The organism is Paraburkholderia sp. BR14312 (assembly GCF_040948675.1).
Classification (GTDB): domain Bacteria; phylum Pseudomonadota; class Gammaproteobacteria; order Burkholderiales; family Burkholderiaceae; genus Paraburkholderia; species Paraburkholderia nodosa_A.
Genome location: NZ_JBFPKI010000005.1, coordinates 25,030 through 39,462 on the forward strand (window position 1 = coordinate 25,030; position 14,433 = coordinate 39,462).

Sequence of the window (14,433 nt, forward strand, 5' to 3'; positions counted from 1 at the left end):
CCACGCACGTTTGCGAACTCGCAGACGCTGCGCCGAGGCGCTTCTCCAAGCGGAATGACCAGAGCCACTACGCTTTCATGCCGGACATACCCTTGTCCCCCTACCGCGCGCCGAGCGCACGCCGCCGCGGTATTGGCATCGCCCTATTTCTCGCCGTCATTACGGCCGGGGCGATTTATGTAATCGATCATCTCGTCGTTGATTTGCGCGCCGTGCGCGAAAGCTCTGCGCTGCCTTTCATCCTGCTCGGACTGGCGCTCCTTATCGCGCTCGGCTTCGAGTTCGTGAACGGCTTTCATGACACCGCCAACGCCGTCGCCACCGTCATCTACACGAACTCGCTCGATCCGCATCTCGCGGTGGCATGGTCGGGCGCGTGGAATTTCATCGGCGTGCTCGTCTCCAGCGGCGCGGTCGCGTTCGGCATCCTGCAACTGCTGCCGGTGGAACTCATTCTCCAGGTGGGCAGCGGCGCGGGCTTCGCCATGGTGTTCGCACTCCTGATCGCCGCGATCGTCTGGAATCTCGGCACCTGGTATTTCGGCTTGCCTTCATCCAGTTCGCATACGCTCGTGGGCTCGATCATCGGCGTGGGCATCATGAACCAGTTCATCAGCGGGCCTTCGGGCACGAGCGGCGTGGACTGGGACCAGGCGGCGGGCGTGGGCAAGGCGCTGCTGTTCTCGCCCGTGGTCGGCTTCGTCATGGCCGCCCTGCTGCTCCTCGTGCTCAAGCTGCTCGTGCGCGTGCCAGCGCTTTATGCCGAGCCCAAAGCCAACCAGGCGCCGCCGCTCTGGATCCGCATCCTGCTCATCCTCACCTGCACCGGCGTTTCGTTCGCCCACGGCTCGAACGACGGCCAGAAAGGCATGGGCCTCATCATGCTGATCCTGATCGGCGTCGTGCCGACCGCCTATGCGCTCAACAAGGCGGTCACGCCCGAGCAAACCACGGCGTTCGTGGTCGTGGCGCGCGAGGCGTCCGCAACGCTGGGCCGCTACGCGCACGGGGCGCCGCCCGAGAACGCGCGCGCCGAGGTCGAGGCGTTCGTGCGCACACGCCGGCTCACGCCCGCCACGCTGCCCGCGCTGCGCCAGCTCACCGACACCATCGCCGACCAGGTCGCGCTTTCCGGCTCGATGGCGACGGTGCCCGACGCGATCGTCGACAACGTGCGCAACAACATGTACGTGGCGAGCGAAGCGATCCGCCTGATGCAAAAAGCCAAAGCACCCGCTATGTCACCCGCGGACGCCAAAGTGCTCGACACCTTCCGCAAGCAGATGGACCACTCGACCAAGTTCATTCCCACCTGGGTGAAGGTGGCCGTGGCGCTCGCGCTCGGTCTCGGCACGATGGTGGGCTGGAAGCGCATTGTCGTGACGGTGGGCGAAAAGATCGGCAAGCAGCATCTCACCTATGGTCAGGGCGCTTCGGCCGAAACGGTGGCCATGATCACGATCGGCATGGCCGATGTCTACGGCCTGCCGGTGTCGACCACGCACGTGCTGGCTTCCGGCGTGGCCGGCACGATGGCCGCGAACGGCTCGGGCCTGCAGTGGGCAACCGTGCGCAACCTCGTGCTCGCGTGGGTGCTCACGTTGCCGGCTTCGATTGCGCTTGCTGCGGGTCTCTACTGGATGTTCCGGCAAGTTTTCTGACATCGGCTTCGCGCAGCATGTCGCGCAACCGGAACTTCTGCACCTTGCCTGCGGGCGTGGTCGGCATGGCGTCGAGCAGCCATAGCCGTTCGGGCAGGTACTGCACGGCAACCTTGTGCGACTTGAGAAAGCCAACGAGCGAAGGCAAATCGACCGCCTCGCCGGGCCTCGCCACCACCACGGCGCACGCGCGCTCGCCCAGCCGCTCGTCCGCATACGCGACGATCGCCACCTGCGCAACGGCGGGATGACGATAGAGCAGCGACTCGATCTCCACCACGGGAATGTTCTCGCCGCCGCGGATGATCACGTCCTTGCTGCGGCCGCTGATGCGGATGTAGCCGCGCTCGTCGACGATCGCGAGGTCGCCCGTGTCGAACCAGCCTTGCGCGTCCGTCGCATTGAGGTGCGCGCGCTTGAGATAGCCGCCGAATCCCGAGCACGCCCGCACGAATAGCCGCCCCGCCACGTTCGGCGGCAGCGCCTGGTCGTTCTCGCTCACCACCTTCACTTCCACACCCGGCAGCGGCGCGCCATCGGTCGTGGACGCGCGTTCGTCTTCGTCGTCCAGATGCGTGAGCGTCACGGCGCCCAGCTCCGTCATGCCCCACGCGGAGACGATCTTCGCCCCCAGCGCCGTGCGTGCGCGTTCTACCAGTGCGCCGGGAATCGGCGCGCCCGCGCACAGGAACGTACGCAGCGTCGGCACGCACGTGCCCGTCTCTATGGCCGCGTTGGCGAGATCGCCGAGAAACGCGGTGGATGCCATCGTGAACGTCGCACGCTCCTGCGCGATGAGCGCAAGCGCTGCCTCGGGCTGCCAAACGTCCTGCAAGACAGCGCTCGCTCGCAATGCGATCGGCATCATGAGGCCATACATGAAGCCGGTTTGATGCGCCATGGGCGAGGCCATCAGCACGACGTCGTCGCGCCGGAGACGCATGGCCTGCGCGTAAGGAAGAATGTTCGAAAACAGCGTGTTCGCCGTATGCATCACACCCTTGGGCTCGCCCGTCGTGCCGGAGGTGTAGAGCAGTTGCGTCACGTCGTCGGGGCCTGGGCGATCGTGGGCGAGGATGGCCTCGGCGTCACTCGCCTCTTCCCAGCGCGGGCCGCTCAGCAGCGCTTCGAAACTGTTGCGCGCCGGCTCGCCTGCGTCAATCGCGCCCACGACCACCACGTGCTGCAAGGCAGGTAGCTCAGTCCGCAACGCGCGCAGCATGGCCTCGTAGTCGAAGCCTCGATAGCGCTGCGGCACGATCATCACCTTGCTGCCGCCGTGGTTGAGCATGAACGACAACTCGCGCTCGCGAAAGATCGGCATGAGGGGATTGAGCACCGCACCGATGCGCGAGCACGCGAGATAAAGCAGCGTGAACTGCCAGCAGTTCGGCAGCTGCATCGAGACCACGTCGCCCCTCGCGACACCGAGCCTGGACAGGCCAACGGCGATGCGGTCCGCCATGCGCGCCATCTGCGCGTAAGTGAAGCGCGTGGTCTCTCCGTCTTCGATTCGTACCGCCGTGAGCGCGATCTTCGCCGGACATTCGGCCACGCAGGCGTCCAGTTCGTCGTTGATGGTGCGCCCGGGCCACCAGCGCCGTGCCTCCTCCCGCGCGCGGCGCGGGCCGATCAGTACCGCGTCGAACTCCATGTGCTGCCTCCCGTGGCGTTGCAGGAAAGGTCGCAGGCGGCGCGCATCATGCCGGCACCGCGTCGCGGCCCGCGTTCGAGCGCGCGATGATGGTCTTCATGATCTGCGCCGTGCCGTCGCCGATCTGGAAGCCGAGCACGTCGCGCAGGCGCTGTTCGAGCGGCCCGCGGTCGTAGCCGCCGTGCCCGAACGAAAGCAGGCATTGATGCACCACGTCGTAGGCGAGCTTCGGCCCCCACCATTTGCACATGGCGGCTTCGGCCGTATGCGGCAGCCCACGGTCCTTGAGCCACAGCGTTTGCAGACACAACAGCCGTGCGGCCTCCACCTGGGTTGCGTATTCGGCGAGCGGATGCGAAACGCCCTGGAATGCAGAGAGCGGCTTGCCGAAGGCCTCGCGCTGCGCGACGTACTCCCACGTTTCTTCGAGGCTCACGCTCGCCACGGCAAGCACCTGCAGGCCGATCAACGCGCGCGAAAAGTCGAAGCCCTGCATCACCTGAACGAAGCCCTTGCCCTCGTCGCCCAGCAGGTGGTCCACCGGCACGCGCACGTTCTCGAAGAAGATCGACCCGCGTCCGATGGCGCGCTGACCGTGGCAGTCGAAGCGGTTGCGCGTCACGCCCGGCAGATCCATCGGCACGAGAATGGCCGAGACGCCGCGCGCGCCGTCTGCCACGCTGCCGGTGCGCGCGAACACCACCGCGGCGTCGGCCTGATCGGCGGCGGAAATCGAGGTCTTCTCGCCGTTCAGGACGTAGTGATCGCCAACGCGCTCCATTTTCAACCGCAGGTTCGCGGCATCCGAGCCGCCGCGCGGCTCCGTGAGCGCGATTGCGAGCAGCGCGCGGCCCTGCGTGAGGCGTTCGAGCCACGGCCGTGCAATCTCGGGGGCGGCATGCTTGGCGAGAATCTGCCCGTTGAGAGAGGCGAGCAGGTTGATGTACGAGAGGCTCAGGTCCGCGCGCGCAATCTCCTCGTGGATCACCCCCGCCGCGAGGCAGCCCAGGCCCTGGCCGCCATACTGCTCGGGCAATTCCGGCGCGATGAATCCCATCTCGCCCATTTCGCGCATGAGGCCGCGATCGAGCACGCGTGTAGTGTCGCGCTCGATAAAGCCAGGCGCGACGCGCCCTTGTGCGAAGCGCCGCGCGTGCTCGCCGAGCGCGACGAGGTCTTCGTCGATATACGGATTCATGGTGTCTCCTTGAAGCGGCCTGCTCTATTCATTCGTCATCCTGATCGTCACGGAGACACCGTTATTTGGCGTACTTGCGGAACTCGGGTTTGCGCTTTTCCTGGAACGCGCGCACGCCCTCGCGGGACTCTTCCGTGTCGTAGTAGAGCTTGAGCGCGTACATGCCCATGCCCGCAATGCCGGCCTGATGCGCGGTGTCCATATTGAACGAGCGCTTGGCGATCGCAATGGCCGTGGGGCTCTTTTCCATGATCTCATCGCACCACTTCTGAACTTCCGCATCGAGCTGATCGTGCGGCACGACGGCGTTCACGAGGCCCATGGCCAGCGCTTCGGCAGCCGGATAGCGGCGGCACAGATACCAGATTTCACGCGCCTTCTTTTCGCCCACCACGCGCGCGAGAAACGCCGTGCCGTAACCCGGATCGACCGAGCCGACCTTCGGGCCCGCCTGCGCGAACACGGCCTTTTCCGAAGCTATGGTGAAATCGCAGATCGTGCACAGCACGTTGCCGCCGCCCACGGCGTAGCCCTGCACGCGTGCGATCACGGGTTTGGGCACGTCGCGAATCGCCGTGTGCAGCTCTTCCATCGGCAGGCCGATCGTGCCGCGCCCGTCGTACTGTCCCGCGTGTGCGGACTGGTCGCCGCCCGTGCAGAACGCCTTGTCGCCTGCACCGGCAAGGACGATTGCGCCGATCTCGCGGTCGTAGCCCGCCTTGTTGAGCGCGTGAATCAGTTCGTCACAGGTGCGGCCGCGAAACGCGTTCATCTTGTCGGGCCGGTTGATGGTGATCCATGCCGCGCCGTTGCGCACTTCATAGAGGATGTCTTCGTAGTTCATGATCGATGCCTTTAATGATTCGTAGTCGATAGAGCGCGCGTTCGCCGGCGTTAGCCCGCCATGGTCAGGCCGCCCGATACGCTCAGCACCTGGCCCGTGATGTAGTTCGCGTCGTCGCTCGCGAAGAACACGATCGCGCCGGGCAGATCGTCAGGCTGCCCGATGCGGCCGAGCGGAATGGAGCGCTGGAACGCTTCCAGCAGCTTTTCTGGGTTGCCAGCGCCTTCCTTGTACTCGGCGAAGAGCGCGGTGTCGGTCGGGCCCGGACACACCACGTTCACGGTGATGCCGTGGCGCGCATGCTCACGCGCAATGGTTTTCGAAAACGCCACGAGGCCGCCCTTGCACGCCGCATAGACCGCCTCGCCCGACGAGCCCACACGCGCGGCGTCCGAGGCGATGTTGATGATGCGTCCGCGCTTGCGCTCGACCATGCCGGGCAGCACCGCGTGATGCATGTGCAGCGCGCCCGTGAGATTGATGGCGATGAGCTTGTCCCACTGTGCCGGTTCGGTTTTCGTGAACGGGCGGAAAACGTCCCAGCCCGCATTGTTCACGAGCACATCCACGGGACCGAGCTGCGCTTGCACTTGCTCGAGCGCCGTTTCCACCTCGGCGCGGTTCGTGATATCGCAACGCAGCGCCAGCGCCTGGCCGCCCTTTTCGTGAATTTCGTCAGCCACCTTCAGCGCCGCTTCGAGCGACAGATCCAGCACCGCCACGCGCGCGCCCTCGGCCGCGAAGCGCCGGCAGGTCGCCCCGCCGATGCCGCCGCCACCACCCGTCACCACGACCGTCTTGCCTTCGAGTTTTCGCACCGCGATTCTCCATTCGGTTGAGCAGTACCATAGACGCCTTCGATGCTGCCCCACCTTTGGATCTCGCCTCGAATTACGTCAATATGTTGACGTATACTAGGTAACACTCGGATCGAAGACAAGCGTAGAAGCATCAGGAGAAACCCTTGCCTAAAGCATCAAAAATTCAGGATTCAAGCCGCTTCGATCTTGCCAACCGGCTGTTCTTCCGGCTCTACCAATGCGCAAACATGTTGCATAAAACCGGCACGCGCGCCGTGGAAGCCGAGGGTTTGACCACGCAGCAATGGGCCGTGCTCGGCGCGCTCTCGCGCCCGGAAGCCCAGCCGGGCATGAGCGTTGGCGATCTCGCGCGGTATCTGATGGTGAGCCGCCAGAACCTCTCGGGCTTGATCAGCCGGATGGAACGCGACGGCCACGTGAGCACCCAGGCGGATGCGCGCGATCGCCGCTCCCGCCTCGTCTGCATGACCGGGCCGGGCCGCAAGCTATGGGTAGCGCAGGCCACGCCGAAAATCGAGGCGTACTACGAAGCCGTGCTAGAGAATTTTTCGTCAGACGACATGACGCACACGCTGCACTATCTGCTGAAGCTGCTCGACAACATGAAGCGAGTGGACGACCGGGAACGCGTGGCGGACGATGACGAGGCGTGAGCGCGCTCCGCTACACTCTGACGTCACGCACAAGGAGAAAACCGCATGAAGATGGACGCATTTCGCTTCGGCACCACCGACTGGTCCAGCGTCGAACCCACCCAACACAACGGGGAAACGGGCGTGGCCACCTGGCGCACGCGTTTCTTCGGCGACGAAGCCAACCCGATCCGCGTGCGCATGGTCGAGTATTCGCCCGACTACCTCGCGGATCACTGGTGCAAGAAGGGGCACATTCTGTTCTGCCTCGAAGGCGAACTCGAAACTACGCTCGACGACGGGCGCAAGTTCGTCCTCACGCCCGGCATGAGCTATCAGGTGGGCGACAACGCCGAGGCGCACCAGTCGTACACGCGCACGGGTGCGAAGCTTTTCGTCGTCGATTGAAAGCGATGCCGCTTCAGCGCGGCGCGCCGAGATCGGCGTCGAGCCGCTTGCGCAGATCGCGCACCACGCGCGCGGCGGGAACCAGCCACCATGTGGGCGCCGCCACGGAGAAGTCGTATGCGAGCGCCGTCTGCGCGGCGCCGGTCGTGTGCGCCCGGCAGCGGAACGCCACCATGTGGCGCCGCGTGGCGGTTTGCGAACCAGGCGAGAAGCGCATGACCGCACGCAGCGCGAATTGCGTATCGTCGGGTGCGGCCTCGTACGATTCGATGCTCCACTCCGCGCCGTAGTGCGCCTCGTGACGCAGCGCCGCGCTCACGCGCAGGCGCGTTTCATCAGCGGGCAAGGCCACGGCGTGCTCGCGCCCCGCACGCCCGGCGCGATACAGCGTGCGCTGCGACCAGCCCCAGCCGAACGTGAGCACCACGCCGCCCGCCACGAGCGCCCACTGCAGAATATGCGTGAGCCAGCGGCCCACCTCGAAGCGCGCAATGGGCGCGAGCAGCAAGCCCGCGATCCAGTGCGCAGCAACGAAGATCACGATGCACGCGAACACGCTCGCGGAAAGCGTCAGCAGCCAGCCCCGCGACGGGTCGTCGAATTTCGCAAACAGGAAATCGCGCACGCCGCCTGAACGCGCGTGCACGTCATCGGTTTCGGGCGCGGTTACGCCCTGCGGCTCGCCTGGCTGCGCGGCATCCGCTTCGTCGCGCAGCCCCGTGAGTTCGCCGTGCAGCGAGTCGCGCTCGGTTCGCATGCGCTGGATCTCGTCGAGGGTGCGCGTGCGCTCGGCGCGCAGCCCGTCCAGCTCGGCGCGCACGCGTTCACGCTGCGCCAGCAGCGCCTGCATCTGCGCGTGCAGTTCGTCGGCCTGCGCGACGCTCAGCGCGGAGCGGCTCACCGGCGGCGCATGATGCACGGACCAGTACGCCTCGAGCAACTCGCGCGCCTCCTTGACGCGTTTGAACTGGTCGTCGGCCCAGCGCATCGAGGCGGCCGTGGGGTGCCGCCATTTGTCGGGATGCAGGATCTGCGCGAGATGGCGATAGTGATGCTTGATGTCCGCCTCGCTCGCCCCCGGCTCCAGATCGAGCCGGTAGTAGAGGCGGTCGTAATCCACGGGTCGGTAATCGCGGCCTGGCATGACCTGTATCTGTTCGTCAGTGGATGGGTTGGCAGGCGGCGCAACGCCTGCCCTGCTCAAGTTAGCGCAATGCGCCCAGTCCGGCAAGGAAAGCGCCACTGCGATTGCCCTCCCGGTTTCAGTACGGCCGCCCCGCGAGCAGGCGGCTCAACGTCGCGAACGCGGTGGCCGGCAGCTCGTGCAGCTTGCGCACGACCACGGCATGCGGATAGAACGCCTCGACTGCGTCGTCCAGGATGCCGATGCCGACTAGCTCGATGCCCTGCTCCTCGACCGCCTGCACGCGTGCGAGCAGGTCGCTGCGCAACACAGTCGGGTCGCCGTCGCTCGTCGAAGGATAGCCGTCCGAGAGGACGCACAGCAGCCGCCGGCGCGCCTTGCGCTGCGCGAGCCGGGACGCCGCCCAGGCGAGCGCTTCGCCATCGGGGTTCTCGTGGCCGCACTCGATGGCCGCGAGTCCGCTCAGGTCGCGCGAGTCGAAGCGCTTGAACACGCGCAGATCCAGCCGCTCGACGAAGCGGTTATAGGCCCGCAGATCGGCGCCGGCGGCGCGTTCGCGCTCGTAGCGCGCGCGCATTTCCGGCGCTTCGATCGAGCTGTAGCCGAGCACTTCCGAATCGAAGGCGAGTTGCGTGAGCGCGTCGGCGAGCGCCGCCGCGCACAGGCGCGCCAGCTCGATCTTGCGGCCCGCCATCGAGCCGCTCAGGTCGAGCAGCAGCGTGACGACCGTGTCGCGCCCGCTCGCATGACGCGCCACGCGAAACGGCGTGCGGTAGCCGCGCGAGGCGGCGAGACGCGCGAGCGCCGCGCGGTCGATCTCGCCGCGCTCCTGCTCGCGCTTCCAGTGCGTGAGTTCGTCGGCCTTGAGCACGCGCTCGAGCTGTGCCTTGAGCGCACCGGTCTCCGCGCGCGCCAGGGCGCGCAGCTTGCGCCACGCGGCGGGATCGCCACGGCCCGTGAGATCGGTGACGACGTCGTAGGCCGTGGTCAGCGGGATCGACAATCGTGGCCGCGTTGGCGCGGGGCTGCGATTCGTGGCGGCGGCGTGCGGCGCGTCCGCTTCGGAAAGCGTTGAGCCGGAGGCGGAATCGGACTCGGCGCTCGCACGTGCCGAAGCGCCGTCGTCGCCTTCGCGGGCGTTGTCGGGCTGGGCGGCGCCGCCCGGCGGTTCGACCTCGTCCGCCTCGCCGAATTCGTCCATTGCCTGAGCGAGCCGCGCCAATTCGTCGTCGAGCCCTTCGGACGGGGCCGCCGTCTGCATCATATTGTTCGCGCCGCGCGACGCGAGCGAGCGCACGCCCGCCACGATCGCCGCGGCAGCACTCAGGCTGGCGCGCGTCGACTGGCTCGCGCGGGCCGCGCCGAGCGGAGCGTCGATCGCGCGCAGCGCGGCGGCCAGCGCCGCGGCATCGCGCTCGAGCACACCGGGCGCTTCGTCCCACAGCGTACGCTCGATCGCCCACGCAAGGCGCTCGCGCCACGCCAGTTTCGACCAGCGCCGCGCGACCGCGTCGCCGCGCTGCGTACGCCAGCTTTGCGCGTAGCGTGGCGCACCAGGAAACGCCAGCGCGAGTTGTGCGAGCACGCGATGGTCCTCGATCGCCTGCGCAATGCGCCCCGTCACGCCGGCTTGCGGCGTATCCAGACGCGCCGCTTCGCTGTAGCGACGGCGCGCCGCCAGCAAATCGAGCGCGCCGAGCAGTGCGGCTTCATCCACGCCATCAGTCGCGAGACGCGCGGGCAGCACGAAACGTTCGCCTTCAATGCGCGGCTCGCCCGCACCGAACGTCACGCTCACGCGCGAGTCGCCGGTCAGCACCCGCGCGAGACGGCCGAGCGCGCCCGCGGGATCGGCGCTCGCCGTCAAACTATGTGTTGCGTCCTGCAAGCTGGCCACGGGCGCCTCCGCACTCACGCGTCGAAGATCACGTGATGCCGGATGACGCTGCGGATGAGCGCCGCATCGTCCGCGCTCACCTTCGCGTAGATCGCCGGCCCCGCCGCGCGCTCGACATCGCCGGTGCGCAGCATGAGTTCGGTCCAGTCGATCAGGCGACGCGTGGAGAACGCGCTCGCGAGATCCTCGCGGGCGAACGCGGCGCGGCAATCGGCGGCGATGGCGGCGAGTGTGTGCGCGAGCGGCCGCGTGAGCGCAGGCAGCGTGCGCAGCAATACTTCGGTTTCCTCTTCAAGTGAAAGATAGTCGAACAGGTAGACGCGCCAGCGGTCGAGAAACGCCTCGTTGAGCAGATTCGCGCCCTGGTACAGATGTCGGTACGCGCTCATCGCGCCCGCGGCGTTCGCGGTGGCGAAGAGACGGAACGACGGATGCGGCTCGACGATTTCGTTGCCGCGCTCCTTGAGCAGCAGGCGGCCGTTCGGTTCCAGCACGGCGGTGAGCACCGCCAGAATCGAAGGCTCGGCAAAGTCGAGTTCGTCGATGATGAGCCAGTAGCCCTCGCGCATCGCCACGGGCAGCACGCCGTCCACCCAGATCGTCTCGCCGCCCTTCACGGTCCAGAAGCCGACGAAGTCGCCTATGGTGGTCTGGCCGTTCATGTTCGCGCGCAGCACGCCATAGTCCGCGCGCGCCGCCACCTGCTCGATGAAGCTCGTCTTGCCCGAACCCGTATGGCCGATCAGCATGACGCGGCGATTTTCTACGATGTCCTGAACGATGTCGTCGCCGCGTTCGGTGAAGAGGTAGGCTGCGTTCACGCGCGGCACTAGCGCGTTCGGTTCCCCGCGCGGCAGGTCGACACTGCCGATGCGTACGGTGGGCGTGTGGATTTGCGGGCTGGCTTGGGTCGCTTTGGCCTCGCGCGCCACTTCGACGGCCCGCTGCAAGGCGGCGGCAAATGTGCTGCCCGCTTGTGTGGCTCGCACTTCATTGGCGCGCTGAGCTTCGGAAACGAAGCCCTCGCGACGCCACTTGAGCAGCTTCGCTTCGAGATTGTCGAGATCGATTTCGGTGTCGATGTCGATGTCGACTTCACCGTCCTCGCCCTGGCCGTGCTCGATGCGGTACATGTGTGCGCGTTCCGAAGGCGTGACGCGCCACCATTCGCGCGCTCGGCCGGCGCCGCGTGTGTAGAGCCCGAGCGGGGCTTCGTCTTGTACTGCAGGATCGGTTGCGTTCATGGGCGGATAATGCAGGGCGCGGTCGGTCAATCGTCACATATTACCGATGCGCATCGCAGGGCGGCAATGCCACCGCCGTGCTTCCGGCCCGCGCCCAACCATGCTAGCGTGGCGATCGCCATACGAGGCACGCACGCCACGCCCCACCTGTCACCCGGAGGCCCCCAATGCCCCAAGCCGCGCCGCCCGAACTCGACAACGAGCCCGGGCGCGGCCGTTCGCTAGCACGCCACTACCCGCGCGGCCTCCAGATCGAGCCGCACTCGCATACATGGGCGCAGGTGCTCTACGCCGTCTCCGGCGTGATGTGGGTCGAGGTGGAGCGCGAGGCGCTCGTCGTGCCGCCGCAGCGCGCCGTGTGGCTGCCTCCCGGCACGCAGCACGCCATCCACATGCTGAGCGCCGTCGAGATGCGCAATCTGTATCTGCACGAGCGCGACAGCCGGCACCTGAGCGAGCGGTGCGAAGTGTTCGAGGTCAACGGCCTGCTGCGCGAACTCATCACGAGCCTCGCGGAACGCGCGCGCGAAGACGACACCTGGCTCGACGCGGCCTATCGCCTAGCGTCGATCGAACTTGCCCACGCACCGCGCTCCACGCTGCGCATTCCGCTGCCCGACGCGTCCGACCGCCGCCTCGCCACGCTGTGCCGCGCGGTGATCGACAACCCATCGGCCGATATCGGCTTCGAACAACACTCGGCATGGGTGGGCGCGAGCGTACGCACGCTCTCGCGGCTCTTCACGCGCGAGCTTGGCATGGGGTTTGCGGAGTGGCGCCGCCAGGTGCAGCTCGCAGTCGCGGTATCGCGCCTGGCGCAAGGCGAGCCCGTGAGTGCCGTGGCGCGGACGCTGGGCTATCGACCCAGCAGCTTCAGCGACATGTTCCGCCGCGAACTGGGCGTGCCGCCCAGCGAGTTCCGGCCCGCCGGCACCCTTGGCGACACGGCGGGTTTCGCAGAGGAAAGCGCCGCGCAGTAATACGCGCACAGACGCGTGGCGCGGCTCAATGCGGCGGCAGATCGCCCACTAGCGGAAACATGTCGGGCGTATAGCCCATATTGAAGTAACCGGCCCGTGCATAAGTGGCGATTCGCTCGAGATGCTCGGTTTCGCGCGATGCGTCGCGCAGTTCTGGCTCATCGGCTTGCGGCGTGGGCGGCGCCCGGTTCGCACGGCCGCGCCGCGCGAACCACGCGGGCACGGACAGTATCGACAGCTTCGACATTGCGGACTCCTTGCGAGGCGTTGATCCCTTCCAATCTAGACAGTCGGAGACGCGCGCGCAAACAAGCATTTCTGCGATGCATTGCACACCGCGGCCCATGCACACCCCTCAACCGGTCCGCGCGCTGTAAACGACCGAAAACCTTACAAACAACTAACGTTTCGAAATTGGCGCACGAGTTGGTTAGACTGCGAGTCTCGGCCTTCGCTGCATGGCGGGGCGCGGCTTCGACGGCATAACAATCATGAGAATGCGTATGCAGCAACTCGACAGTCACCGGCAGCAATTCACGGCGGCCAAGCCGTTGAGCGCGCCGACTTCGTTTCTCCGCACCGGCTCGTGCGGTGGTCCGACCTCCTGGAGGCAGGCATGAGCGACGTCCCCCAGACGCAACCCGCGCCCCCGCCACCGCCGCCACCGCCGCCACCGCCCGCACCGCCCCCGCAGGCGCCGAAGCGCCGCCGGCCCGGCCCGCTCATTCTCGCCATTTTCGTGATCGTGCTGATCGTCCTCGTGCTCGTGATCGTGCACATCATGCGCAACAAGAAGACGGAGCACGGCGCCGCGCCGCAGGTCGTCACCGTGGCCGCCGCCACGCTCGGGCCCATGCCCGTGACGCTCAACGCGCTCGGCACCGTCACGCCGATCGCAACTGTCACGGTTCTGCCGCAAATCAGCGGCTACCTCACCGAGGTGGGCTACAAGGAAGGCCAGGACGTCGTGAAGGGGCAGTTCCTCGCCCAGATCGACCCGCGCCAGTACGAGATCAGCAAGGAGCAGGCGCTCGCGCAGCTCGCCAAGGACCAGGCCTTGCTGGCGCAGGCGCGCGCCGACCTCGCGCGTTATACGCAGTTGAACGCGAAACAGTCGATCGCCGCGCAGACCTACAGCGACCAGCAGTTCCTCGTCAAGCAGTATGAAGCCGCGGTGCAGGCCGACAAGGCCAACGTCAGGCTGTTCGAGCTCGATCTGATCTATTGCCGCATCACGGCGCCGGTGTCGGGACGCGTGGGTCTGCGGCTCGTCGATCCGGGCAACTATGTGACTTCGTCCAGCTCCACGGGCATTGCCGTCATCACGACCATCAAGCCCACCACTGTGCAGTTCGCCATCCCGCAAACCTCCCTGGGCAGCGTGCTCGAGCGCGTCAACGCCGGCGCGAAACTGCCGATTACCGTCTTCAGCAGCGACAACACCCGCCAGATCGCCACCGGCACGCTCTTCGCGCTCAGCAACCAGATGGCCACGGCCACCGGTACGGTCACGCTGCGCGCGAGCGTGCCCAATGACAACGAGGCGCTCTTTCCCAACGAGTTCGTCAACGTGAGGCTGCTCGTCGACACGCTGCAGAACGCTGTACTCGTGCCGACGCCCGCCGTGCAGACCGGCGCGCCCGGCGACTACGTCTATCTCGTGAACGCCGACAACACCGTGTCGGTCCATAAGGTCACGCTCGGCCCGAGCGACGGCCGCTACACGGTGATCTCCGCGGGCCTGCAGCAGGGTCAGCATGTCGTGACCGACGGACTCGACCGCCTCAACGACGGCGCGAAGATCCAGCCCGCTGGGCCGAGGGTCGCTACCCACGCGGGCGCGGCGAGCGCACCGCACCATGGCAGCGCCCCGGGCGCGGCCAGCGAACCCGGCGCCACGGCGCCGAACGCCTCCGACGCGAGCGCCGCGGCCTCGCAAGCGGGTTAAGC

13 protein-coding genes are annotated in these 14,433 nt (G+C 66.9%); 5 read left to right on the top strand and 8 right to left on the bottom strand.

What is annotated here, in order from left to right; all coding sequences use genetic code 11:
• Nucleotides 1-77: 77 nt before the first annotated feature.
• Nucleotides 78-1,661, top strand: a complete 1,584-nt coding sequence (locus AB3X98_RS15025; protein WP_368606014.1) for an inorganic phosphate transporter — start codon at nt 78-80, stop codon at nt 1,659-1,661.
• On the opposite strand, the gene aliA is transcribed toward AB3X98_RS15025, so the two are convergent.
• The 4 genes from aliA to badH form a co-directional block, all read right to left on the bottom strand.
• Nucleotides 1,597-3,315, bottom strand: coding sequence for a cyclohexanecarboxylate-CoA ligase (aliA, locus tag AB3X98_RS15030; protein ID WP_368606013.1), 1,719 nt, complete (start codon nt 3,313-3,315; stop codon nt 1,597-1,599). The genes AB3X98_RS15025 and aliA overlap by 65 nt on opposite strands.
• 46 nt (nt 3,316-3,361) lie before the next feature.
• Nucleotides 3,362-4,513 (bottom strand): cyclohexanecarboxyl-CoA dehydrogenase, encoded by a 1,152-nt coding sequence (gene aliB / locus AB3X98_RS15035; RefSeq protein WP_368606012.1) that lies wholly within the window; start codon nt 4,511-4,513, stop codon nt 3,362-3,364.
• Nucleotides 4,514-4,574: 61 nt separating this feature from the next.
• Complete coding sequence (badI, locus tag AB3X98_RS15040; RefSeq protein ID WP_069268610.1) at nt 4,575-5,357, bottom strand: 2-ketocyclohexanecarboxyl-CoA hydrolase; 783 nt, start codon at nt 5,355-5,357, stop codon at nt 4,575-4,577.
• 50 nt (nt 5,358-5,407) lie between these two features.
• Nucleotides 5,408-6,175: a 2-hydroxycyclohexanecarboxyl-CoA dehydrogenase gene (badH, locus tag AB3X98_RS15045; RefSeq protein ID WP_342947438.1), complete on the bottom strand. Its 768-nt coding sequence runs from the start codon at nt 6,173-6,175 to the stop codon at nt 5,408-5,410.
• A 230-nt stretch (nt 6,176-6,405) separates the two neighbouring features.
• Here badH and AB3X98_RS15050 point away from each other — a divergent pair, with 230 nt between their 5' ends.
• On the top strand, nt 6,406-6,831 hold the full coding sequence (locus AB3X98_RS15050; RefSeq protein WP_368606025.1) for a MarR family transcriptional regulator: 426 nt from the start codon (nt 6,406-6,408) through the stop codon (nt 6,829-6,831).
• Nucleotides 6,832-6,876: 45 nt separating this feature from the next.
• A complete protein-coding gene (locus AB3X98_RS15055; protein ID WP_368606011.1) occupies nt 6,877-7,218 on the top strand; it encodes a DHCW motif cupin fold protein in 342 nt (113 codons plus the stop codon).
• Between the two features lie 13 nt (nt 7,219-7,231).
• On the opposite strand, the gene AB3X98_RS15060 is transcribed toward AB3X98_RS15055, so the two are convergent.
• From AB3X98_RS15060 to AB3X98_RS15070, 3 genes are all read right to left on the bottom strand, one after another.
• Nucleotides 7,232-8,362 carry a DnaJ domain-containing protein gene (locus tag AB3X98_RS15060; RefSeq protein ID WP_368606010.1) on the bottom strand — a complete coding sequence of 377 codons (1,131 nt, stop codon included), beginning with the start codon at nt 8,360-8,362 and terminating at the stop codon, nt 7,232-7,234.
• 118 nt (nt 8,363-8,480) lie between these two features.
• Nucleotides 8,481-10,259 (bottom strand): cobalamin biosynthesis protein CobT, encoded by a 1,779-nt coding sequence (locus AB3X98_RS15065; protein ID WP_368606009.1) that lies wholly within the window; start codon nt 10,257-10,259, stop codon nt 8,481-8,483.
• A 14-nt stretch (nt 10,260-10,273) separates the two neighbouring features.
• Entirely contained in the window at nt 10,274-11,503 is a 1,230-nt protein-coding gene (locus tag AB3X98_RS15070; RefSeq protein WP_368606008.1) for an AAA family ATPase, read from the bottom strand.
• Between the two features lie 167 nt (nt 11,504-11,670).
• On the opposite strand from AB3X98_RS15070, the gene AB3X98_RS15075 reads away from it, so the two are divergent.
• On the top strand, nt 11,671-12,483 hold the full coding sequence (locus tag AB3X98_RS15075; RefSeq protein ID WP_368606007.1) for a helix-turn-helix transcriptional regulator: 813 nt from the start codon (nt 11,671-11,673) through the stop codon (nt 12,481-12,483).
• Between the two features lie 25 nt (nt 12,484-12,508).
• Here AB3X98_RS15075 and AB3X98_RS15080 read toward each other — a convergent pair whose 3' ends face one another.
• On the bottom strand, nt 12,509-12,730 hold the full coding sequence (locus tag AB3X98_RS15080) for a hypothetical protein (protein ID WP_254320304.1): 222 nt from the start codon (nt 12,728-12,730) through the stop codon (nt 12,509-12,511).
• Nucleotides 12,731-13,099: 369 nt separating this feature from the next.
• Here AB3X98_RS15080 and AB3X98_RS15085 point away from each other — a divergent pair, with 369 nt between their 5' ends.
• Entirely contained in the window at nt 13,100-14,431 is a 1,332-nt protein-coding gene (locus AB3X98_RS15085; protein ID WP_368606006.1) for an efflux RND transporter periplasmic adaptor subunit, read from the top strand.
• Nucleotides 14,432-14,433: the final 2 nt, after the last annotated feature.